18 protein-coding genes are annotated in these 21,284 nt (G+C 67.8%); 10 read left to right on the top strand and 8 right to left on the bottom strand.

All coding sequences use genetic code 11. The features are described 5' to 3' along the window. Nucleotides 1-61 precede the first annotated feature (61 nt). Nucleotides 62-1,582 carry an aldehyde dehydrogenase gene (adh, locus tag D7006_RS22705; RefSeq protein WP_237354664.1) on the bottom strand — a complete coding sequence of 507 codons (1,521 nt, stop codon included), beginning with the start codon at nt 1,580-1,582 and terminating at the stop codon, nt 62-64. 275 nt (nt 1,583-1,857) lie between these two features. Here adh and D7006_RS22710 point away from each other — a divergent pair, with 275 nt between their 5' ends. After that, on the top strand, nt 1,858-3,792 hold the full coding sequence (locus D7006_RS22710; RefSeq protein WP_237354665.1) for a sigma-54-dependent Fis family transcriptional regulator: 1,935 nt from the start codon (nt 1,858-1,860) through the stop codon (nt 3,790-3,792). A 189-nt stretch (nt 3,793-3,981) separates the two neighbouring features. Here D7006_RS22710 and D7006_RS22715 read toward each other — a convergent pair whose 3' ends face one another. Continuing rightward, nucleotides 3,982-4,788 (bottom strand): RNA methyltransferase, encoded by an 807-nt coding sequence (locus D7006_RS22715; protein ID WP_237354666.1) that lies wholly within the window; start codon nt 4,786-4,788, stop codon nt 3,982-3,984. After that, the gene (locus D7006_RS22720; RefSeq protein WP_229645564.1) at nt 4,785-5,882 is read right to left on the bottom strand and encodes a LacI family DNA-binding transcriptional regulator; all 1,098 of its coding nucleotides are present in this window, start codon (nt 5,880-5,882) and stop codon (nt 4,785-4,787) included. The genes D7006_RS22715 and D7006_RS22720 overlap by 4 nt, the downstream gene beginning before the upstream one ends. 111 nt (nt 5,883-5,993) lie before the next feature. Between D7006_RS22720 and D7006_RS22725 the strand changes: the two genes are divergently transcribed. From D7006_RS22725 to D7006_RS22740, 4 genes are all read left to right on the top strand, one after another. Further along, nucleotides 5,994-6,914 carry an NAD(P)-dependent oxidoreductase gene (locus tag D7006_RS22725; protein WP_237354667.1) on the top strand — a complete coding sequence of 307 codons (921 nt, stop codon included), beginning with the start codon at nt 5,994-5,996 and terminating at the stop codon, nt 6,912-6,914. A 222-nt stretch (nt 6,915-7,136) separates the two neighbouring features. Continuing rightward, entirely contained in the window at nt 7,137-8,273 is a 1,137-nt protein-coding gene (locus D7006_RS22730; protein WP_237354668.1) for an OpgC family protein, read from the top strand. Then, a complete protein-coding gene (locus tag D7006_RS22735) occupies nt 8,270-8,959 on the top strand; it encodes an SGNH/GDSL hydrolase family protein (protein ID WP_237354669.1) in 690 nt (229 codons plus the stop codon). Before D7006_RS22730 ends, D7006_RS22735 begins: the two co-directional genes overlap by 4 nt. A gap of 905 nt (nt 8,960-9,864) precedes the next feature. Continuing rightward, a complete protein-coding gene (locus D7006_RS22740; RefSeq protein WP_305852689.1) occupies nt 9,865-11,073 on the top strand; it encodes a site-specific DNA-methyltransferase in 1,209 nt (402 codons plus the stop codon). Between the two features lie 106 nt (nt 11,074-11,179). Here the strand turns inward: D7006_RS22740 and mutY are convergent, their stop codons facing one another. Next, nucleotides 11,180-12,274, bottom strand: coding sequence for an A/G-specific adenine glycosylase (gene mutY, locus D7006_RS22745; RefSeq protein WP_371745137.1), 1,095 nt, complete (start codon nt 12,272-12,274; stop codon nt 11,180-11,182). An 87-nt stretch (nt 12,275-12,361) separates the two neighbouring features. Between mutY and D7006_RS22750 the strand changes: the two genes are divergently transcribed. Both D7006_RS22750 and D7006_RS22755 read left to right on the top strand, forming a co-directional pair. Continuing rightward, nucleotides 12,362-12,868 (top strand): DUF721 domain-containing protein, encoded by a 507-nt coding sequence (locus tag D7006_RS22750; protein WP_229645556.1) that lies wholly within the window; start codon nt 12,362-12,364, stop codon nt 12,866-12,868. A gap of 226 nt (nt 12,869-13,094) precedes the next feature. After that, nucleotides 13,095-13,754 carry a DsbA family protein gene (locus D7006_RS22755; RefSeq protein WP_024276938.1) on the top strand — a complete coding sequence of 220 codons (660 nt, stop codon included), beginning with the start codon at nt 13,095-13,097 and terminating at the stop codon, nt 13,752-13,754. A gap of 69 nt (nt 13,755-13,823) precedes the next feature. Here D7006_RS22755 and D7006_RS22760 read toward each other — a convergent pair whose 3' ends face one another. Beyond that, a complete protein-coding gene (locus D7006_RS22760) occupies nt 13,824-14,231 on the bottom strand; it encodes a 4-oxalocrotonate tautomerase (protein WP_237354671.1) in 408 nt (135 codons plus the stop codon). Nucleotides 14,232-14,341: 110 nt separating this feature from the next. Here D7006_RS22760 and D7006_RS22765 point away from each other — a divergent pair, with 110 nt between their 5' ends. Both D7006_RS22765 and D7006_RS22770 read left to right on the top strand, forming a co-directional pair. Then, nucleotides 14,342-15,217: a LysR substrate-binding domain-containing protein gene (locus D7006_RS22765; protein WP_169121985.1), complete on the top strand. Its 876-nt coding sequence runs from the start codon at nt 14,342-14,344 to the stop codon at nt 15,215-15,217. 258 nt (nt 15,218-15,475) lie between these two features. Beyond that, nucleotides 15,476-16,978 (top strand): YdiU family protein, encoded by a 1,503-nt coding sequence (locus tag D7006_RS22770; protein ID WP_237354672.1) that lies wholly within the window; start codon nt 15,476-15,478, stop codon nt 16,976-16,978. A 295-nt stretch (nt 16,979-17,273) separates the two neighbouring features. Here D7006_RS22770 and groL read toward each other — a convergent pair whose 3' ends face one another. Both groL and groES read right to left on the bottom strand, forming a co-directional pair. Continuing rightward, complete coding sequence (groL, locus tag D7006_RS22775; protein ID WP_029556584.1) at nt 17,274-18,920, bottom strand: chaperonin GroEL; 1,647 nt, start codon at nt 18,918-18,920, stop codon at nt 17,274-17,276. A gap of 70 nt (nt 18,921-18,990) precedes the next feature. Further along, complete coding sequence (gene groES / locus D7006_RS22780) at nt 18,991-19,281, bottom strand: co-chaperone GroES (RefSeq protein WP_024281106.1); 291 nt, start codon at nt 19,279-19,281, stop codon at nt 18,991-18,993. Nucleotides 19,282-19,585: 304 nt separating this feature from the next. Between groES and D7006_RS22785 the strand changes: the two genes are divergently transcribed. After that, on the top strand, nt 19,586-20,125 hold the full coding sequence (locus tag D7006_RS22785; protein ID WP_229645552.1) for a hypothetical protein: 540 nt from the start codon (nt 19,586-19,588) through the stop codon (nt 20,123-20,125). Between the two features lie 100 nt (nt 20,126-20,225). On the opposite strand, the gene glsA is transcribed toward D7006_RS22785, so the two are convergent. After that, entirely contained in the window at nt 20,226-21,224 is a 999-nt protein-coding gene (gene glsA, locus D7006_RS22790) for a glutaminase A (RefSeq protein ID WP_169121987.1), read from the bottom strand. Nucleotides 21,225-21,284 lie beyond the last annotated feature (60 nt).

The following is a 21,284-nucleotide window of genomic DNA, read 5'->3' on the forward strand; positions in this document are numbered from 1 at the left end:
ACGCGCGCGGGGCCACGGCCACCCCCGGTTAAGCCCCGGGAGGGGGCAGTCGGATCGCCGCTCAGAAGAAGCCGAGCTTCTTGGGCGAATAGCTGACCAGCAGGTTCTTGGTCTGCTGGTAGTGATCGAGCATCATCTTGTGGGTCTCGCGGCCGATGCCGGACTGCTTGTAGCCGCCGAAGGCCGCGTGGGCCGGGTAGGCGTGGTAGCAGTTAGTCCACACGCGGCCCGCCTCGATCTCGCGGCCGACGCGGTAGGCGCGCGAGCCGTCGCGGGTCCACAGGCCGGCGCCGAGGCCGAAGAGGGTGTCGTTGGCGATGTGCAGCGCCTCTTCCTCGTCCTTGAAGGTGGTGACGGAGACCACCGGGCCGAAGATCTCTTCCTGGAAGATGCGCATGTTGTTCTTGCCAAGGAACACGGTGGGCTTCACGTAGAAGCCGTCCGCCAGCTCGCCGGTGAGCACGTTGCGCTCGCCGCCGGCCAGAACCTGCGCGCCTTCCGCACGACCGATGTCGATGTAGGAGAGGATCTTGTGCATCTGCTCGGAAGAAGCCTGCGCGCCGATCATGGTCGAAGGATCGAGCGGCGAGCCCTGCTTGATGGCGGCGACGCGGGCGAGCGCCTTCTCCATGAACTTGTCGAAGATGCTCTCCTGAACCAGCGCGCGGCTGGGGCACGTGCAGACCTCGCCCTGGTTGAGGGCGAACATGACGAAGCCTTCCACGGCCTTGTCGAGGAAGTCGTCATCCTCGGCCGCCACGTCGGCGAAGAAGATGTTGGGCGACTTGCCGCCGAGTTCCAGCGTCACCGGAATGAGGTTCTGCGCGGCATAGCCCATGATGAGCCGGCCGGTGCCAGTCTCGCCGGTGAAGGCGATCTTGGAGATGCGCGGCGAGGAGGCGAGCGGCTTGCCGGCCTCGAGGCCGAAGCCGTTGACGATGTTGAGCACGCCGGGGGGCAGCAGGTCGGCGATGAGTTCAGCGAGTACGAGGATCGAGGCGGGGGTCTGCTCGGCCGGCTTCAGCACCACGCAATTGCCGGCGGCGAGCGCAGGGGCGAGCTTCCACGCCGCCATCAGGATGGGGAAGTTCCAGGGGATGATCTGGCCGACCACGCCGAGGGGCTCATGGTAGTGATAGGCGATGGTGTCGTGATCGATCTCGCCAAGCGTGCCTTCCTGGGCACGGACGCAGGCGGCGAAATAGCGGAAATGGTCGATGGCGAGGGGGATGTCCGCCAGGGTCGTCTCGCGGATCGGCTTGCCGTTGTCCCAGGTCTCAGCGCGGGCGAGGAGTTCGAGATTGGCCTCGAGCCGGTCGGCGATCTTCAGCAGCACCAGCGCGCGGTCGGCGGCGGAGGTGCGGCCCCAGGCCTTCTTGGCGGCATGGGCGGCGTCGAGCGCGCGCTCGATGTCGTGCTCGTCGGAGCGGGGAACCTCACAGATCACCTTGCCGGTGATGGGGGAGGTGTTCTCGAAATAACGGCCGTTCACCGGCTCGACGAAGGTGCCGCCGATGAAGTTGCCGTAGCGCGGCTTGAAGGGCGAGGTGTGGGCGCTCGAGAGAAAGGCTGGGCTGTTCATTATTCCCTCCCATGGGTGGTGCCAGAGGGTTTGCAGCGGCCGTGCCAGTTCTCGAAGCTGCACCGCACGCCTTTATTTGCAGCGCGGGAAGATCCTGTCACATCTTGATTTTGTCGGCGCCAGACGGACCTACGCAGAAGCCCGACTTTACGCGCGACGAATAGTCGTGCGAGACTGTCGCGCATAAGAACAGGGTGCCGCGACACCTGTCGCAAAATGCGACAGTCGGCACCGCATAATGTCGCGTTGGGGAAGCGAAACGAGCCGAGGGACGAATGCCTGCGCCATTTCCGCCCCTCTCGCCGGTGCCGCCACCGGACGAGCTGCTCACCGCCCGCCGCCGGTTCTTTTCCGGTGCGCCCGGGGCGGAGCAGGCGCTTGCCCTTCCCATCATCCGCTCCTGGACCCGCTGTGCCGAGCGCGGCCTGCCCGTGGGCGGCCGGCTGAAGGCCGAGCCGCTGACGCAGGGGGAATTGTCCATCCGCCGCGAGCGGTATGAGGCGCTGCGCCGCCGCTGCCGGCCGGAGCTGGAGGCGCTGCATCTCAGCGCCAGCGCCGCGGGCGGCATCGTCATCCTCACCGATCCCACCGGCCTCGTGCTCGACACCGTGGGCAGCGCCGATTTCGCGGATCGCGCGGCGCAGGTGGCGCTGCGGCCGGGCGTGAGCTGGAGCGAGGCGGACAGCGGCACCAACGCCATCGGCACGGCGCTCATCGAGCGGCGGGGCATCGAGGTGCGCGGTGCCGAGCATTATGCCGAGCCGCACGGCATCCTCACCTGCGCCGCCGCGCCCATCCACGACCCCTTCGGCGAGCTGGTCGGCCTGCTCGACCTCTCCGGCCCGGCCGCCGTGCCGCATCATCATGCGCTGGCGCTGGTGGAACTGGCCGTGGGGCAGGTGGAGCACCGGCTGTTCGAGGGCGCCTTCCCCGGCCGGGACGTGGTGCGCTTCCACGCCGACCCCTCCTTCCTCGGCACCGCGCGCGAGGGCGTGCTGGTGTTCGAGGACCACCGCCTCGTCGCCGCCAACCGCCCCGGCCTCTCTCTGCTCGGCCTCGGCTGGGATGCGCTGGGCGCGCGGCGCTTCTCCGAACTGTTCGAGGGCAGCCTCGGCCGCCCGGGCGATGCCCGCCGCGCCCGCACGCCCAACGGCCCCGTCATGCTGCGGCTGGAGCGGCAGGCCCCCGCCCCCGTGCGGATGGCGGCGGTGCCCGCCGTCGCGCCGCCTGCTGCCCCGGCCCCTGCCGGCCCCAGCTTCGATGCGGAGACCGAGCAGGCGCTGGGCCGCGCCATCCGGCTGATGAATGCGGGCGTGCCCGTGCTGATCCAGGGCGAGACCGGCTCCGGCAAGGAGGTGTTCGCCCGCCAGATCCACGCCCGCGGACCGCGCGCGGACCGCACCTTCGCCGCGGTGAACTGTGCCGCGCTGCCGGAAGGGCTCATCGAATCCGAGCTGTTCGGCTATGAGGACGGCGCCTTCACCGGCGCCCGCCGCGCCGGCTTCAAGGGCCTGTTCCGCGAGGCGGACGGCGGCGTGCTGTTTCTCGACGAGATCGGCGACATGCCGCTGGGCCTGCAGAGCCGCCTGTTGCGCGTGCTGCAGGAGCGGGAGGTGACGCCGCTCGGCGGCGGCAAGGCGGTGAAGGTGGATTTCGCCCTCGTCTGCGCCTCCCACCGCGATCTGAAAATGCTGGTGGAGCAGGGCAGCTTCCGCGCCGACCTCTATTTCCGCATCGCCCAATACACCGTCACCCTGCCGCCCCTGCGCAGCCTCGCGGACCGGGAAGCGCTGGTGGAGCGGCTGTGGCGCGACATGGCCGGCCCGGGGGCGGACGCGCCCCTGCTGTCGCCCGCATGCCGCGAGGCGCTGGCGCGCCATACGTGGCCGGGCAATTTCCGCCAACTCACCGGCGTGCTCAAGGTGCTGCTCGCCCTCGCCGAGCCGGGTGAGACGGTGGGGCCGGAGGCGCTGCCCGCCGACATCAGCGCCGCCGATCTGCGCAGTCCTGCGCAGCCCGCCGCCTCAACGCTCCCGGCGTCTCAGGCGGGAGATCCCGCGCCCGGCCTGTCCGGTGATCTCGGCAGCGTCACCCGCGCCGCCATGGATGCCGCCCTGAAGGAATGCGACGGCAACATCTCCCGCGCCGCCCGCCGCCTCGGCATCCACCGCTCCACGCTCCACCGCCACCTCGCCTCGCGCGGGCATTGAGGGGCGGCTGGGGGAACCGCCCCGGCTTTTGCGCCGTCATCCCCGGCTGTTCACCGTCATCCTCCGGCTCGTCCGGGGGATCCACCCCTCCGCTCGTCCAGTTTTCGCCGATGGGCACCCCTTTCGCGGCATCGTGGATCGCCCGCATGAAGCGGGCGATGACCAGGGCGGGGCACGCGCATCGTCCGCTCAGACCCCCGCCAGATGGTGCAGCACGATCCCGGAGGTGGTGGCGACGTTGAGGCTGTCGAAGCCCTCCGCCATGGGGATGGCCACCGTGCGCACCCGCGCCATCACCGCATCCGGAAGGCCCGGCCCCTCCGTGCCGAACAATGCGGCGACGCGCGGCGGGCGGGTGAGACGGGACAACGTTTCCCGCCCGGACGGCGAAAGCGCCACCGCCTCGAAGCCCCGCGCGGCGAGAAGCGCGATGAGCACGCCGGCATCGGGCACCCGCGCGAACGGCACCACGAGGCTCGCCCCCACGGAGACGCGGATCGCCTTGCGATAGAGCGGATCGCAGGAGGCCTCATCGAGGATCACCGCATCGGCGCCGAAGGCCGCGGCATTGCGGAAGATGCCCCCCATATTGTCGTGATTGGTGAGGCCAAGGGCCGCCACCACCAGTGCGCGCGGCCCCAGCCTTTCAAGCAACGCGCCGGCTTCCGGCAGCGGGCGAGCGGCGCCCAGCGCGAGGATGCCGCGATGGATGTGAAAGCCGACGATGGCGTCCATCACCGCCTGCGGCGCCACAAGAACGGGCAGGTCTTCCGGCAGTTGCGCGATGAGGTCGGACAGCCGCTCCGCCTGCGCCTGCGACAGCAGCACGGAGGAGAGGCGATGGCCGCCGCGTGTCCCCAGCCGGCTGGCGAGGAGGCGCAGCACCACCTCGCCCTCGGCCATGAAGCCGCCCTGCCGCCCCACCAGATCGCGCTCGCGCACGGCGCGGAAGCCGGCGATGCGCGGATCGTCGGCCTCGGATACCGGAACGATCATAGGGGCCGGCGCTTCACCGGCACGGGGGCGCAGGTGCTGGCGCGCACCACCAGCTCGGGCGTCATCACCGCCCGCTCCACCGGCCGTCCGGGATCGGCGATGCGCTTGAGGGCCAGCGTCGCGGCGGCGCGGCCATATTCGGGAATGAAGGTGTGCACCGTGGTCAGCGGCGGGTGCCACACCCGCGCCTCCTCGATGTCGTCATAGCCGACGAGGGAGAAATCCCGACCGGCGGTAAGGCCGGCCGCCTGCAGCTCCATCAGCGCGCCGAAGGCGGAAAGGTCGTTGAAGCACACGGCGGCAGTGGGCGGCTCGTCCAGCGCCAGCAGGCGGGCCATGGCCTTGCGGCCCTCCGCGCGCAGGCCCGGCCCTTCCATCACCAGCGTCGGATCGAGCGGGATGCCGGCGGCGGCAAGGCCAGCCTTGTATCCGGCGAAGCGCTTGCGGCCGGTGGAGATGGCGCCGAAGCCGCCGATCATGCCGATGCGCCGGTGCCCCAGCGCCACGAGGTGCGCCACGCCCAGCGCCACGCCGGTCACGTCGTCGGAGCCGGCGAAGTCGAAGCCGGAGCCCTCGATCTCGCGCGTCACCTGCACCACGGCGATGCCGGTGGAGGCGAGCGCCTTCAGGTCCTCCACCCGCGAATGGGCGGCCGGAGAGACGAGGAAGGCGTCGGGCCGATATTCCGCCAGCGTGCCCAGTGTGCGGGTCTGGCGCGCCACGTCCTCCTGGCTCACGCCCAGAAGTACGGTCTTGCCGGCCTCGGAGAGAGCATCCTCCACCGCCGCCAGAAGCTCGGTGAAGGAGGGGTTCACGATGTCATGCAGGCCGAGGGCGACGATGTTGGTGCGCGCCGTGCGCAGCGCGGCGGCACCACGGTTCGCCACATAGCCGCGCGCCCGCGCCGCCTCCTGAACCTTCAGGCGCGTCGCCTCGGCGACCATTGGGCTGTCGCGCAGGGCCAGCGAGATGGTGGCCGTGGACAGCCCCAGTTCTCGGGCGAGGCCCTGGAGCGTCACCTTGCCGATGGGCGCACCGGCGGGAGATGCACCGGGGTGAGCGGCACCCGGCGGAGGAGGAATCGTCTCGTCCATGGGCCATCCCTATAGCGGATCTGTCGCGTCTCGCGCCGTCCTTTCGGCCATGCTAAACGATTTAGCGGCAACGGCAACGACAGCTGCGACGATACGAATCGGGAGGACGCCATGGCGGGTACGCGGGTTGGTTTCATCGGGGTCGGCCTCATGGGCCACGGCATGGCGAAGAACATCCTCGCCAAGGGCTTTCCGCTGGCCGTCATGGGCCACCGCAACCGGGCGCCGGTGGAGGATCTGGTCTCCCGCGGCGCCACCGAGGTGAAGACCCCCGCCGAGATGGCGGCCCAGTGCGACGTGATCGTGCTCTGCGTTACCGGCGCACCGCAGGTGAATGAGGTGCTCAACGGCGAGAACGGCATCCTGAAGGCCGCCAAGGCCGGGCTCCACATCATCGATACCTCCACCTCCGAGCCGACGCTGACCATGGCTCTGGCGGCAGAGCTCGCCAAGGACGGCATCTTCCTGTGCGACGCGCCGATGGGCGGCACGCCCATCCAGGCAGAGGAAGGCGCCCTTTCCGCGATGGTGGGGGCGGAAGATGCGGCGTTCGCCGTGATCGAGCCGGTGGTGGCGGCCTTCGCTAGCCGCATCGTGCGCGTGGGCGCGCCGGGCGCGGGCCACACCATGAAGCTGCTCAACAACTTCCTGTCGCTGGGCTACGGCGCCATCTATGCCGAGGCGCTGGCCATCGCCGGCAAGGTCGGCGTCACGGCGGAGGTCTTCGACAGCGTCATCCGCGGCTCGCGCATGGATTGCGGCTTCTACCAGACCTTCATGGGCTACGTGCTGGAGGGCAATGTGAATGCCCACCGCTTCACCATCACCAACGCCCACAAGGACATGCGCTACGTCACCAACCTCGCCACCAACACCGGTGCCTCGGCCTTCATCAGCGCCACGGTGAAGAACCTGTATGCGGCGGCCGAGGGCCTCGGCAATGGGGCTAAGAACGTGCCGCAGATCACCGACGTGCTGGCGCAGATGAACGGCCTGCCCACCGTGCTCGAGCTGAAGGCGGCGGCCGAGTAGCGTTACCGCAATTTACCGTCGCCCAACCCGGGGCTTCACACTTCCGACACCGCCCCACGCCAGCCTCTCCGGGCACGGCGTGCGGCGCGATGACTCACGGGCAAGGCGGAACCTTCGGGCCCCGAAAGCATTAGCTGCCCTATGGCGCCCCCTCGCCGGGGGGCCGTGCGTGGCAATCAGGTCGGGAGGCTCCTGGGCGTGTCGCAGAGCGGGCAAAGATTGGTGAGCATCGATTTCTGGCGGGGCTTCGCCCTGCTGACGATCTTCATCAACCATATTCCCGGCCACGTCTTCGGCGGCTTCACCTATCGCAATTTCGGCTTCTCGGACGCGGCCGAGCTGTTCGTCTTCCTCGCCGGCATCTCCGCCGCCTTTGCCTATCTGCGGCCTTTTTCCGCCGGCGAGCGCGTGCGCACCACGGCAAGGGTGTGGATGCGCGCCTTCACCCTCTATGCCGCCCATCTGGTACTGGTGGTGATGTCGGTGGTGGTGGTGGGCGGCTTCGTGGTGCTCACCGGCGACGAGCGCATGCTCGAATGGATGCACCTCGACATCATCCCGCAATATCCGCTGGAATCCCTCGTGGGCATCGGGCTGCTCACCTACCAGCCGGGCTATCTCAACATCCTGCCGCTCTATGTGGGGCTTTTACTGCTGGCGCCGATCCTGCTGCTGCTGGCGCGGCGCAGCCTGGGCCTTGCCCTTGTGGTCTCGCTCACGCTCTATCTCGTCACCCAGATCGCCGATCTCGCCTTGCCGGTATGGCCCGGGCCGGGCGGCTGGTTCTTCAATCCGCTGGCGTGGCAGCTCCTGTTCACCTGTGGCCTCGTGATCGGCGCGCTGATGGACCGGGGCCTGCGCTCCGCCGCCCACCGGGTGCTGGATGTCGCCGCACCGCTCTATCTACTGGTGGCGCTGGTGTGGGCGGTGCTCGGCTATCCGGTAACGCCGGATCTTTCCCCCGTGCCGCCCTTCCTGTGGGATTTCGACAAGACCAACCTCGCTCTGCCGCGCCTGCTGCACGTGCTGGCGCTGGCCTATTGCGTGTCGCGCCTGCCGCTGGAAGCCTGGCTGAAGAAGAGCGGATCGGCCGCGCCGCTGATCCTCATGGGCCGCCACGCGCTGCCGGTGTTCTGCCTCGGCACCGTGCTCAGCCTGGGCGCGCAGGTGGTGCGCCCCTTGGTCGATGGCGCGCTGGCCGTGGATTTGCTAATCGTTGCCGCAGGTTTCTCGCTCCAGTGGTCCCTCGCATGGGCACTCGAATGGCAGGCGCGCGGCCGCAAGCCGACGCAGGCGTCATCCCTCCAGGCGACGCCCGGTGCCGCTTCTCCGGCCCCGGCATTCGCGCACGGGCAGTGAGGCGCGCAGCCGGCGCCGTTCTCGCCGCATGGGTGCTGCTGTGCCCGCTCGCGGCCGGGGCCGCCATTTCCACCGCCTGCCGGGTGCCGGACATCTTCCTCACCTTCGACAGCGATCTCGGCCGCACCGAGCGGCTGGTGGACCGCTCGGCCCCCGTGCGCATCCTGATGATCGGCCCCCAGCCCGACCGTCAGGCGCTGTCGGACAAGAAGCGCAGCCGCCTTGAGGTAGAGCTGAGCCGCCGCCTGCCCAACATCACCTTCACCATCATCGACGAGGGCGCGACGCAGGGCCTCGCGCGGGATGATTTCGGCCGCATCCGCTCGGCCGTGGAGCGGGTGGAGCCGGACCTCATCATCTGGCAGGTCGGCACCGCCGACGCGCTCGCCGCCACCGATCCGGAAAGCTTCGCCCACACGCTGGAGCAGGCGGCCGACTGGCTGCGCGGGCGCAACATCGACCTCGTCCTCATCGACCCGCCCTTCGTGCCGGGCGTGGACCACGAGCACCTCTACGGCCGCATCGTGAGGCAGATCGATGCGGTGTCGGACAGGGAGCGCATGAACGTGGTGCAGCAATACGGCGCCACCTCCTATCTCCAGTCCTCCGCCCGCTCCCCCGCCGAGGGCCGCGCCTGCATGGCGGAACTGGTGGCAGAGGCCATCGTGAAGGCCGTGACGCGATAGGTGCAGGAAATCTCTATATGAAAGGTCTAAACAAGATTCGATTTCATTACTTAATTTTATCATAAACATAATTTGAAACAATACTGACAAGTATAGAAACAATTACGGAGAACAATACAAAATTTATTAGTCTATTTTTGTTATTATATTTAATAGAAGATCGTCCGATATTAACGATAAGCGGAGGAAATAAAAATCTATTTATCGGGTCAAAAATTGCAGATAATGTCATCATACATAGGAAAAATAGAGTACCAACTTGATTCATTATAAGATCGTAAAATTTGTAAAATAAAATGAACGATGCTGAGCTAAAAGCGAAGACAAAAGATAATCCGGAATATAGAGAAACTTCATATTGACTAAGAATGAAAGGAGAATACCACATCCTAATTGAATCAATTTCTTCAATTATTTCATTATAAATTGACTTTGAGCGATCTCGATCTCCGCTAACGTATAGCCGTATCGGTATACTCCTATTTACATCAAACGAAATGATCAATTTAAAATCTGAATACAATGATTCTATTTTAAATGCGTCTATATAACTTCTTTCTATATGGTTATCTGACAAAAGAGCGTCTATTGACGGGCAAATTATAGTAGTTGAATCGCTGAGTGTCATAGATAATGACAGCGGTAGATTCATTTTTTTATGCAAAAATTCAACGAGCCTTCGTATCGAAGCTTCGTCGAGAACAAAGCCGCCGCCAACCTTCCGCTCTATGGTAAGCGCGTTCTGCAAGAGCCCATCCCCAAAATTGACATGAAAATCGAATCTTAGCGCTCGCTTAGCCTACCGAATTTGAAATCGATCAACCAGCACCCCCTCCCCTTCACCCGCCCTTAACCCATTGCCGCCATTCTCACGATCGTGAGTAAGCGTTGCGTAGGGTTGCGTCATGCGTAGTGTGGCCAAGGGGGCGGCCGGGCGGACGGCGCGTCAATGTCGTCCGGAGTATCCCGCAATCGCCCCCTTGGCGGCCACACCGGCCGCACCTCGGGGAGCGGTTTCGGACCGCGCTCTCCCCCTCAATGAAATTCTGATCGGCGACACCATCGCCCGCATGGCGGCCCTGCCCGCCGGCTCGGTCGATCTCGTCTTTGCCGATCCGCCCTACAACCTCCAGCTCGGTGGCGAGCTGAAGAGGCCGGACGAAAGCCGCGTGGACGCGGTGGACGACCATTGGGACCAGTTCGAGAGCTTCGCGGCCTATGATGCCTTCACCCGCGCCTGGCTGCTCGCCGCGCGGCGGGCGCTGAAGCCCAACGGCACGCTCTTCGTCATCGGCTCCTATCACAACATCTTCCGCGTCGGCGCGCTGATGCAGGATCTGGGCTTCTGGATCCTCAACGACATCATCTGGCGCAAGGCGAACCCCATGCCCAACTTCCGGGGCCGGCGCTTCACCAATGCGCACGAGACCCTGATCTGGGCCGCCCGCAGCGCCGATTCGAAATACACCTTCAATTACGAGGCACTGAAAGCCGGCAACGAGGATGTGCAGGTGCGCTCCGACTGGCTCTTCCCGCTCTGCACCGGGCAGGAGCGGCTGAAGGACGAGAAGGGCCGCAAGCTCCACCCCACCCAGAAGCCCGAGGCGCTGCTCGCCCGCGTGCTCCTGTCCTCCACCAAGCCCGGCGACGTGGTGCTCGACCCCTTCTTCGGCTCCGGCACGACGGGCGCGGTGGCGAAGCGGCTGCGGCGGTCCTTCATCGGCATCGAGCGCGAAGAGACCTATGCCGAGGCGGCGCGCCAGCGCATCGACGCGGTTGAGCCGCTGTCGGAAGAGGCATTGGTTGCCCCGCCGAGCGCGCGGGAGGCCCCGCGTGTCGCCTTCTCGGCGCTGGTGGAGCGTGGCCTCGTCACCCCCGGCGCCGAACTCACCGACGCCAAGGGCCGCTTCCGCGCCGTGGTGCGGGCGGACGGCACCATCTCGCTCGCCGACAGCCCGAACGTGGGCTCCATCCATCGCGTCGGCGCCCTCGCCCAGGGGGCGGAGGCCTGCAACGGCTGGACCTTCTGGCATGTGGAAGAGGCGGGCCGGCGCCACCCCATCGACATCCTGCGCGCCCGCCTGCGGGCCGAGATGGGCATCGCGGCCGAATAATCTCTTGACCATCGGTCTCGGTGTTTGACCGAGACCGAGTGGGTTACGCTCAAGCGCCGCGCGGGCTCGACCAAATGCCCGTGAGTCAGGCTCACGGGCATTTGGTTCATTCCACGCCCCCGTGCGCCAGCACCTTGCGCATGACCGAGGGCAGCGCCTCCGCATCAAACCTATCCGGCGTCACCCAGCGGTGGCCCTCCGGGGCCGGCATTCCGGCCGGCAGATCGGCGCGGAGCACCTTCAGCGTCAGCGCGAAATGGGTGAAGACGTGCTCCACCGCGCCGGGCAGCGCCCGCCAGCGGGCCTTGAGCGGCGCGTGGCCCTCCGGCGCCTCCGGTTTCGGCCCCCAGGGGGTGGAAGGCACTTCCGTCATCTTCGCCAGAAGCCCCTTGTCGGGCCGGGTGCGCAGCAGCACCGCGCCATCCGCCCGCACGGCGAGGAAGGCGACGCCCTCCCGCTTCGGCTTGTCGCCCTTGGGCGCCTTCACCGGATAGAGCGCGGCATCCCCCGCCGCCCGCGCGTCGCACGGCTCCATCCACGGGCAGAGCGAGCAGGCGGGCGAGCGCGGCGTGCAGATGGTGGCGCCGAGATCCATCATCGCCTGCGCGAAATCGCCCGGTCGCTCAGCGGGCGTCAGCGCGGCGGCGAGCGCCTTGATGCGCGGCTTGGCGCCGGGCAGCGGCTCGGCCACCCGATAGAGCCGTGAGACGACGCGCTCGATATTGCCGTCCACCGGGCTCGCCTTGAGGTCGAAGGCGATGGCCGCGATGGCCGCCGCCGTATAGGGGCCGATGCCCGGCAGATCGAGCAGCGCCGCCTCGTCGTCCGGAAAGCGACCGCCATGCCGCGCCACCACCGCCTGCGCGCAGGCATGCAGGTTGCGGGCACGGGCGTAATAGCCGAGCCCCGCCCAGGCGGAGAGCACCTCCTCCAGCGGCGCGGCGGCGAGGTGGGAGACCGTCGGCCAGCGGGCGAGGAAACCGGTGAAATACGGGCCCACCGCCTTCACCGTGGTCTGCTGGAGCATGATCTCGGAGAGGAAGACGTGATAGGGGTCGGCCTGCCGGCCCGGCTCGGCGCGCCAGGGTAGGCGGCGGCGGTGGCGGTCGTACCAGGCGAGGAGCGCGGCGGGGGCCGGGGCTGCGGTTCCGGACTTTTGGGCACCGCTTGCGGCCGCGCGTGCGGCGGGGGAGGATGTCATGCGGCCAAGGTGGCCGCGCCCGCGTGCCGGGGCAAGGGGCTCCGGCACCACATCGTCCACCATTCCCATCCGTTCGCCGGAGACGCCTTGAACACGTCCAACTTCACCCGCCGCTATCGTGGCCCGCGCCCCCTCGCCGATTTCGTGGCGCCGGGGATCAGCGACCTGTGCGGCCGCGCCGGCTTCTCGGTGGTGGAGGTGGTGACCCACTGGGACGAGATCGTCGGCCCCGACCTCGCGCCCCGCTGCATCCCCCTCAAGCTGCAATGGCCGCGGGAGGACGGGGCGGCGGCGACCCTCGTGGTGCGGGTGGAGGGCGCCTACGCCATCGAGCTGCAATATGCCGCCGGCGTGGTGGTGGAGCGAATCAACGCCTATTTCGGCTGGCGCTGCGTCGGCCGGCTCACTTTGCGCCAGGGCCCGGTGCCCCCGCGCCACGCGCCGCCCCCCGTGCCGCCGAAGCCCGACAAGGCGGCGGTGGCGGCCGTGCGGCAGGAGCTCAACGAAGAGATCGGCACCTTCGAGGACGAGGCATTGGCGGACTCCCTCGCCAAGCTCGGCGCGCTGGTGCGGCGCGAGCGGAGCGGCGGCTGAGGCGCGCGACGCGCCGGTGGCGTTCACCGGTCCGTTATCTCGGCCGGACGGCGCAGGCCTTTCCCGCCATAAGGGCGACATGATAGAGCGCGAAAGCTCTCATGCAGGTTCGGCGGTGCAGCGCCGGACTGACCCCGTTTCCTATTCTGATGCCCTAACGGAACCGGCGATGCGGCCAAGATCGGGAAAGCCCGGTCGCCAGCCGCCGGACCATTCGGAGATGTCCATGATTGTCGATCGCCGCCGTTTCCTGGTCACCGCAGGTCTCGCCGCGCTGGCGGCCGGGCTCGGCCTGCCCCTCTCGTTTGATCCGGCCGCGGCCCAGACGGTGGAGCAGGCCAAGCTGATCGCGCCCGCCGCGAGCCCGCTGCCGGAGAAGGCGCTGGGCAGCGCCACGGCGCCGGTCACCGTCATCGAATATGCCTCGATGACCTGCAGCCACTGCGCCGCCTTCCACACCGGCACCTTCCCCGAGCTGAAGAAGAAGTACATCGACACCGGCAAGGTGCGCTTCATCTTCCGCGAATTCCCGTTCGAGCCGGTGGCCACCGCCGCCTTCATGCTCGCCCGCTGCATGCCCGAGGACAAATATTTCCCGATGGTCTCGACCCTGTTCGAGACGCAGAAGACCTGGGCCTACAGCACCGATCCGGCCGCCGGCCTCCTCGCCGTGGCCAAGCAGGCCGGCATGAGCCAGGCCGATTTCGAGAAGTGCCTCACCGACCAGCAGCTCGGCGAGAAGGTGCAGGAAAGCGCCCTCTACGCCAACAAGGAGCTGGGCGTGAACGCGACCCCCACCTTCTTCATCAACGGCAAGAAGGTCTCCGGCGCCCTCGGCATTGCCGAGTGGGACAAGGAACTGGCGCCGCTGCTCGCCGGCAAGTGAGGCGAGCCACGCTCATCTTCAAGGGTTCAAGGGCCGGCGCACCACGCCGGCCCTTTTGATTTAAAGGGCTCACGCCGCCCGGAGCTTCTTCTCCACATAGCGGCTTTCCTGCGTGCGCCCGCCATAGCCATAGGCATCGGCCTTCACCTCGCGCACGAGGATGTAGCTCTCCTCGTCCAGGTTCGGCAGCAGGCCGGACATGGCGGCGAACACCGCTTCCAGATAGGCGGCCTTCTCGTCCTTGGTGTTGGTGCCATCAACCACGAGGATGTCGAGGGAGAAGGACGAACGCCCCTTCGCCGACAGCGGCTCCCCGCCCACGAACCACTGCTCCGCCGGAACGAAGGAGACCGACACCGCCGTCACCTTGGGGTCCTTGCGCAGGGTGCGGGCGGTGAGATCGGACAGGGTGGCGGCGACGGTCGCCGCGAGGGTGGCATCCGGGGCGCCGGACAGTTGCACGTTCAGAATGGGCATCTCTTCCTCCATCGGCGCGATGACTTCGGCCGCGATGGCTGCTTGTACGCCGCCCCAACTCATGAGAAAAATTGAATTCTAAAATCCCAGAGTTTTGCTAATCTCATATCATGATCCGCAATCTCGACCTCGACCTCATCCGCAGCTTCGCCGCCGTGGCCGACCTCGGCTCCATCTCCGCGGCGGCGCGCAAGGTGGGTCGCAGCCAGTCGGCGGTGAGCCTGCAGATGGATCGCCTCGCCGAGGCGGTGGGCTTTTCGCTGCTGGAGCGGCGCGGGCGGGCCGTGTCGCCCACGCCGCGGGGCGCGGCCTTCCTGGAGGACGCGCGGCGTCTCCTCGACCTCAATGACCGCATCCTCACCCAGCACGTCCACGGCGCCTTCGCCCAGCCGCTGCGCCTGGGCTTCGTGCAGGATGTGGGCGAGCAGGTGCTCCAGCGCATCCTCTACCGGCTCTCGGCCAGCTTCCCGCAGGCGCCCATCACCGTGCGCGTCTGCACCACCACCCACATGCTCGACATGCTGCGCGCCGAGGAGCTGGACGTGGCCGTGGGCTTCCGCAGCGAGAGCGAGCTGCCGGCCTCCCTGCTGCTGCGCGAATCCATGGTCTGGATCGCGGCGCGACAGCTGCGCCTCGACCGGGAGGCGCCGGTGCCCCTCGTGCTGTTCGAGCACCCGTGCAGCTGCCGCACCGCCGCCATCGCCGCGCTCAACGCCGCGGGGCGGCCGTTCCGCATCGCCTTCACCAGCCCCAGCCTGCCCGGTTTGATGGCGGCGGTGGGGGCGGGCATGGGCGTCACCGTGCGCTCGCCCCGGGCGCTTCGGCCGGACCTCGCCGTCGTCGCTGACCTCGACCGCGCGGCGCTGCCGGACATGGAATTCCTGCTCTACACCCGCCCCGGCGCCCGCCCGCCGGCGCTGCAGAAGGTGGAGGAGGTGCTGCAGGAGGAATTGCGGCGCGAGCATCCGCTCTACGCCGTGGCTTAAGCCCGTGTTCGGACGATCATCCGGCGCGGGCAGCACGTCCACCCCGCACCCCCGTCATGGCCGGGCTTGTCCCGGCCATCCACGTGGCCCGGCCGGGCACACATTCCGGGCTAACCGCTCCATCGGCCCGACGTGGATGCCCGGGACTAACCCGGGCATGACGACACCGCAAATCTGGACACACCGGGACGAACCCGGCAGGCTTTTCCCATCGTTCGGTCCGGGACTGCCCATTTCGAGCCCGGCGGAGATTGCCCCATGAGCACCACACAGCCGACCCTCAAGACGGGCCCTGCCTTCCCGTTCGACAATTCCTATGCCCGCGACCTCGCCGGCTTCTACGCGCCCGTCCTGCCCACCCCGGTGGAGGCGCCAGCGCTGGTGAAGGTGAACACCGCGCTGGCCGAGCTGCTGGGCCTCGACCCCGCCGATCTCGCGACGCCGGAAGGCGTGGCGGTGTTCGCCGGCCTCGCGGTGCCGGAAGGGGCGGAGCCCATCGCGCTCGCCTATGCCGGGCACCAGTTCGGCCATTTCTCGCCGCAGCTGGGGGATGGCCGCGCCATCCTGCTCGGCGAGGTGGTGGGCCGGGACGGGCTGCGCCGCGACATCCAGCTCAAGGGCTCCGGCCCCACCCCCTTCTCCCGCCGGGGCGACGGGCGGGCCGCGCTCGGGCCGGTGCTGCGCGAATACATCGTCAGCGAGGCCATGGCGGCGCTGGGCATTCCCACCACGCGAGCGCTGGCGGCAGTGACCACCGGCGAGCGCGTGGTGCGCGATCGCGCTTTGCCCGGCGGCGTGCTGGCGCGGGTGGCGGCGAGCCACATCCGCATCGGCACCTTCCAGTTCTTCGCCTCCCGCAAGGCGTTCGACGCGGTGAAGCAGCTCGCCGACTACACCATCGCCCGCCACTATCCCGACCTCGTGGGGGCGGAGAACCCGTATCTCGCTCTGCTGGACGGCGTGATCGGCCGGCAGGCGGCGCTGGTGGCGCGCTGGCTGTGCGTCGGCTTCATCCATGGGGTGATGAATACGGACAACATGTCGGTCTCCGGGGAGACCATCGATTACGGCCCCTGCGCCTTCATGGACGCCTACGACCCCAACACGGTCTTCTCCTCCATCGACGAGATGGGGCGCTATGCCTATGGCAACCAGCCGGACATCGCCCACTGGAACCTCGCCCGCTTCGCCGAGTGCCTGATCCCCATCATGGGCGAGGATCGCGAGGCCGCCATCGCCGCCGCCAATGCGGCGCTGGGCACCTTCCCCGCGCGCTTCTATGCCGCCTACCACGCCGGGCTTGCCGCCAAGATCGGCCTGCCGGAGGCCAGCGAAGAGGATGTGGCCCTCGCCCATGACCTCCTCAACGTGATGAACGGCTCCAAGGCCGACTTCACCCTCACCTTCCGCCGCCTCGGCGCGCTGGCGGAGGACGAGGACGCGGGCGGGCCTGTGCGCGACCTGTTCCTCGATCGGGCGGCCTTTGACGCCTGGGCCGAACGCTGGCGCGCGCGCCTCGCCGAGACCGGCCGATCCGGCGCCGACATCCGCGCCGGGATGGATGCGGTGAACCCGCTCTTCATCCCCCGCAACCATCTGGTGGAAGAAGTCATCGCCGCCGCCATCGAGCGCGGCGACCTCGGCCCCTTCGAGCGGCTGAACACGGTGCTGGCGCGGCCCTATGCGGATCAGCCCGACTTCACCGCCTATGCGGGGCTGCCGCCGTCCATGGAGGGGTATCGCACGTTCTGCGGGACGTGAGGGGGGCTCCCTCTCCCCTTGCGGGAGAGGGCCGGGGTGAGGGGTATCGCGCCGCCCGAACCGACATCGGACATGCGGAGGCAGCCCCCTCACCCCCAGCCCCTCTCCCGCAAGGGGAGAGGGGAGCAGCGTCGCCCCATCGCTCGTCTGTACCGCACAGCCCAAAAGAAAAGGGCGCGGCCGAAGCCGCGCCCTCTCTCATTTCTGGACCGGAGGATGGATCAGAAGTCCATGCCACCACCGAAGCCGGCGCTGCCGGCTTCGGCACTTAACATTCCGGTCGGCGCGGACTTCCTCAGAAGTCCATGCCACCCATGCCGCCCATGCCGCCGCCGGGCATGGAGGGCATGCCGGAGTCGCGCTTGGGCAGCTCGGCGACGAGCGCCTCGGTGGTGACGATCAGGGCCGCGATGGAGGCGGCGTCCTGGAGGGCGGTGCGCACGACCTTGGCCGGATCGACGATGCCGGCGGCGATCATGTCCACATACTCTTCCGTCTGGGCGTTGAAGCCGAAGGACGGATCGTTGGACTCCTGCACCTTGCCCACCACGATGGAGCCTTCCACGCCGGAATTCTCGGCGATCTGGCGGATGGGGGCCTCGAGGGCGCGCAGGACGATCTTGATGCCGGCCTTGATGTCGGCGTTGTCGGAGGTGACCTTCTCCACCGCCGCCTTGGCGCGGAGCAGGGCAACACCACCGCCGGGGACGATGCCCTCTTCCACCGCAGCGCGGGTGGCGTTGAGCGCGTCGTCAACGCGGTCCTTCTTCTCCTTCACCTCGACCTCGGTCGAGCCGCCGACGCGGATCACCGCGACGCCGCCCGCGAGCTTGGCCAGACGCTCCTGGAGCTTCTCGCGGTCGTAGTCCGAGGAGGTCTCCTCGATCTGCGCCTTGATCTGGTTCACGCGGGCCTCGATGTCGGCCTTCTCGCCGACGCCGTCCACGATGGTGGTCTTTTCCTTCTCGAGGATGACCTTCTTGGCGCGGCCGAGCTGGGCGATGGTGACGTTCTCGAGCTTGATGCCGAGATCCTCGGAGATCACGGTGCCGCCGGTGAGGATCGCGATGTCCTCGAGCATCGCCTTGCGGCGATCACCGAAGCCGGGGGCCTTCACCGCCGCGACCTTCAGGCCGCCGCGCAGCTTGTTGACCACGAGGGTGGCGAGCGCCTCACCTTCCACGTCCTCGGCGATGATGACGAGGGGACGGCCGGTCTGCACCACGGCCTCAAGGACCGGCAGGATCGGCTGGAGGCCGGAGAGCTTCTTGTCGAAGATCAGGAGGAAGGGCTCTTCCAGATCGGCGATCATCTTCTCCGCATTGGTGATGAAGTACGGAGAGAGATAGCCGCGGTCGAACTGCATGCCCTCGACCACTTCGAGCTCGGTCTCGGCGGTCTTGGCTTCCTCGACGGTGATGACACCCTCGTTGCCCACGCGCTGCATGGCGCCGGCGATCATCTCGCCGATGGAGGCATCGCCGTTGGCGGAGATGGTGCCGACCTGCGCGACTTCGGCGGAGGAGGAGACCTTCTTGGCGCGGGCGCGGATGTCGGCGATGGCCGCGGCGACGGCGAGGTCGATGCCGCGCTTCAGATCCATCGGGTTCATGCCGGCGGCGACCGACTTGGCGCCTTCCTTCACGATGGCCTGGGCCAGAACGGTGGCGGTGGTGGTGCCGTCGCCGGCGAGGTCGTTGGTCTTGGAGGCGACCTCACGCACGAGCTGGGCACCGAGATTCTCGAACTTGTCCTCGAGCTCGATCTCCTTCGCCACCGACACACCGTCCTTGGTGATGCGGGGGGCGCCGAAGCTCTTCTCGATCACCACGTTGCGGCCCTTGGGACCCAGGGTGACCTTTACGGCGTTGGCGAGGATATCGACGCCGCGCAGGAGCTTCTCGCGCGCGTCGGAAGAGAACTTCACTTCTTTGGCAGCCATGACGGCCTCCTTATGATTCTGTTTCTGTGGAGCGGCTCAGCAACTCACACGGCACATCACTTGGCCAAGCTCACTTGGCGATGACGCCGAGGATGTCGCTTTCTTTCATGATGAGCAGATCCTGGCCGTCGATCTTGACCTCGGTGCCGGACCACTTGCCGAACAGCACGCGGTCGCCGGCCTGCACGTCGAGGGGGACGAGCTTGCCGCTCTCGTCACGGGCACCGGCGCCCACCGCGATCACCTCGCCCTCCTGGGGCTTTTCCTTGGCGGTGTCGGGGATGATGATGCCGCCGGCGGTCTTCTGCTCGGCTTCGATGCGCTTGACGACCACGCGGTCGTGCAGAGGACGGAAGGACATGGGTCGTTACCTCTTCGAGGGGAGCGCGGGCACTGGCCCGCCGTTCTGGCACTCCCGAATGAAGAGTGCCAAGCTCGTCGCGGAGATAAGGGCGCGCCCGGCCAACGTCAAGGCGCGCTGCAGCAATCAGGGAGCTAGCAAAGCGGTAACGAGCCGTGGGATAAGCTCTTTGGGAGCTGAGGCTTGACGGCGGACGGGGGCGGATGCAGACGGCATCGACGACGACGGCGCAAGCCTTTATGGTCAGGCGACTGTCTGGGTGGTCGCATTCTTGTTCCAGGCGGCGGGAGGCCTCGGAAAGCACATGACGAAGATGGTTGCGGGATCCAAGTCTGCTTTCGGGCGGTCCGCTTTCGGATGGACGGCCTTCGGGCGGCCGCGCGCCGCGCTGGCCGGCGCCGCCCTCACCGTGCTGGCCCTCGGCCTCGCCGGCTGCGAGACGACCCCCTCCGCGCCGCCGCCGGCCGCGCGCCCGGTCTATACCAGCCCGATCCCGCCCGACCGCCTCGTCGGCCGCTGGGGCCTTGCCGCCTACCACCGCCCGGACGACGCCACGCGCACCGAAGCCCAGGCCAAGGCCTCCTGCGGCAACCAGCCCTACGTCATTACCGCAGGGACCAATGGCGGCGTGATGATGTATCTCGCCGACGACAACAAGCTGACCGAGCTGGTCTCCAAGCAGGTGGGCAACGGCCCGGTCTATATCGGTCCGCCCGACGACCCGGCCGGCGGCGAGCGCGACCGTCAGGTGGTGCGCTTCGACAACAACATCCTGGTGCTGAAGTTCGTCGACCCGGAAGTGGCCAAGCGCTACGGCACCATGGTCTACGTGCGCTGCGCGTGACCTGAGGGGCCACGCGCCCTCTTTCGCGCCAAGCGCCCGACGGCGCTGAAGCATCCTGAAAAGCTCACCGCCCGAAGGCGGCGAAATCACAGTGATCAGCTCACCGCCCAAAGGCGGTGAGCATGGCAGACCCCCGGTTGGTGGGGTCGAACAGGTGCAGGCCCAGTTCCTCGGCCAGTTCCCGGAAGGCGGCGATGCCGCGCACGGAATTGCCCCGCCCGTCGAGCCGGGGTGAATAGGTGGCGATGCCGAGCTGGCGGTTGACCACCCCGAGGATACCGCCGCCCACCCCGCTCTTGGCCGGAACGCCCACGTCGAAGGCCCAGTTGCCGGCGAAATTGTACATCCCGCAGGTGAACATCACGGCGAGCGTTGAGCGCACCGCATCCACCGCGAAGGCCGTCGTGCCGGTGAGCGGGTTCTCGCCGATATTGGCGAGCGTCGCCCCCATGCGGGCGAGATCGCCGGCCGTCACCAATATGGAGCACTGGCGGAAATAGAGGTCCAGCGTCGCGTCCACCCCGGCGGTGAGCGCGCCGGCGCTGGTGAGGAGATGGGCGATGCCGCGGTTGCGGTGCGCCGTCTCGGCCTCCGAGCGGAACACCGCCTCGTCCACCACCAGCCGCCGCCCGGCCGCGGCGGAGAAGCGGTCCAGAACGAAATCCAGCGCCTCCGCGCCGAGATGCTCCACCAGCAGGCCCGAGACGGTGATGGCCCCGGCATTCACCATGGGGTTGAAGGGCCGGTTGGTCTCGGCATCGAAGACGATGGCGTTGAAGGCATCCCCCGAAGGCTCCACCCCGACGCGGGAGAGCACCTTTTCGCGGCCGGCCACCTCGAGGGCGAGACAGAAGGCAAATGCCTTCGAAATCGACTGGATGGTGAACGCCACGTCGGCATCCCCCACCGAGACCACCTCCCCCTCCACCGAGACGGCGGCAATGCCGAAGCGATCGGGGTCCACCAGCGCCAGTTCGGGAATGTAGTCGGCGAGCGCACCCGACGTGTCGGTGCGGGTGCGCTCATAGGTGTGGCGCACCACCGTCTCCAGCCCGTAGCCGGCCGGCACCGCGGGAGCCGCATGCAGGCTCGAATCCATCTCTTCCCCCTTGCCGACCACAGGCATGGACCAGGCGGCCGCGTCGCGGTGAGCAAAGCA

Origin of the sequence: Xanthobacter sp. YC-JY1 (assembly GCF_021730305.1) — a bacterium.
Classification (GTDB): domain Bacteria; phylum Pseudomonadota; class Alphaproteobacteria; order Rhizobiales; family Xanthobacteraceae; genus Xanthobacter; species Xanthobacter flavus.

Excerpts from the sequence above, each read along its gene's own strand:
- adh (WP_237354664.1), bottom strand. The coding sequence starts at position 1,582 with ATGAACAGCCCAGCCTTTCTCTCGAGCGCCCACACCTCGCCCTTCAAG.
- D7006_RS22710 (WP_237354665.1), top strand. The coding sequence starts at position 1,858 with ATGCCTGCGCCATTTCCGCCCCTCTCGCCGGTGCCGCCACCGGACGAG.
- D7006_RS22715 (WP_237354666.1), bottom strand. The coding sequence starts at position 4,788 with ATGATCGTTCCGGTATCCGAGGCCGACGATCCGCGCATCGCCGGCTTC.
- D7006_RS22720 (WP_229645564.1), bottom strand. The coding sequence starts at position 5,882 with ATGGACGAGACGATTCCTCCTCCGCCGGGTGCCGCTCACCCCGGTGCA.
- D7006_RS22725 (WP_237354667.1), top strand. The coding sequence starts at position 5,994 with ATGGCGGGTACGCGGGTTGGTTTCATCGGGGTCGGCCTCATGGGCCAC.
- D7006_RS22740 (WP_305852689.1), top strand. The coding sequence starts at position 9,865 with ATGCGTAGTGTGGCCAAGGGGGCGGCCGGGCGGACGGCGCGTCAATGT.
- mutY (WP_371745137.1), bottom strand. The coding sequence starts at position 12,274 with ATGACATCCTCCCCCGCCGCACGCGCGGCCGCAAGCGGTGCCCAAAAG.
- D7006_RS22755 (WP_024276938.1), top strand. The coding sequence starts at position 13,095 with ATGATTGTCGATCGCCGCCGTTTCCTGGTCACCGCAGGTCTCGCCGCG.
- D7006_RS22760 (WP_237354671.1), bottom strand. The coding sequence starts at position 14,231 with ATGCCCATTCTGAACGTGCAACTGTCCGGCGCCCCGGATGCCACCCTC.
- D7006_RS22765 (WP_169121985.1), top strand. The coding sequence starts at position 14,342 with ATGATCCGCAATCTCGACCTCGACCTCATCCGCAGCTTCGCCGCCGTG.
- D7006_RS22770 (WP_237354672.1), top strand. The coding sequence starts at position 15,476 with ATGAGCACCACACAGCCGACCCTCAAGACGGGCCCTGCCTTCCCGTTC.
- groL (WP_029556584.1), bottom strand. The coding sequence starts at position 18,920 with ATGGCTGCCAAAGAAGTGAAGTTCTCTTCCGACGCGCGCGAGAAGCTC.
- groES (WP_024281106.1), bottom strand. The coding sequence starts at position 19,281 with ATGTCCTTCCGTCCTCTGCACGACCGCGTGGTCGTCAAGCGCATCGAA.
- D7006_RS22785 (WP_229645552.1), top strand. The coding sequence starts at position 19,586 with ATGACGAAGATGGTTGCGGGATCCAAGTCTGCTTTCGGGCGGTCCGCT.
- glsA (WP_169121987.1), bottom strand. The coding sequence starts at position 21,224 with ATGGATTCGAGCCTGCATGCGGCTCCCGCGGTGCCGGCCGGCTACGGG.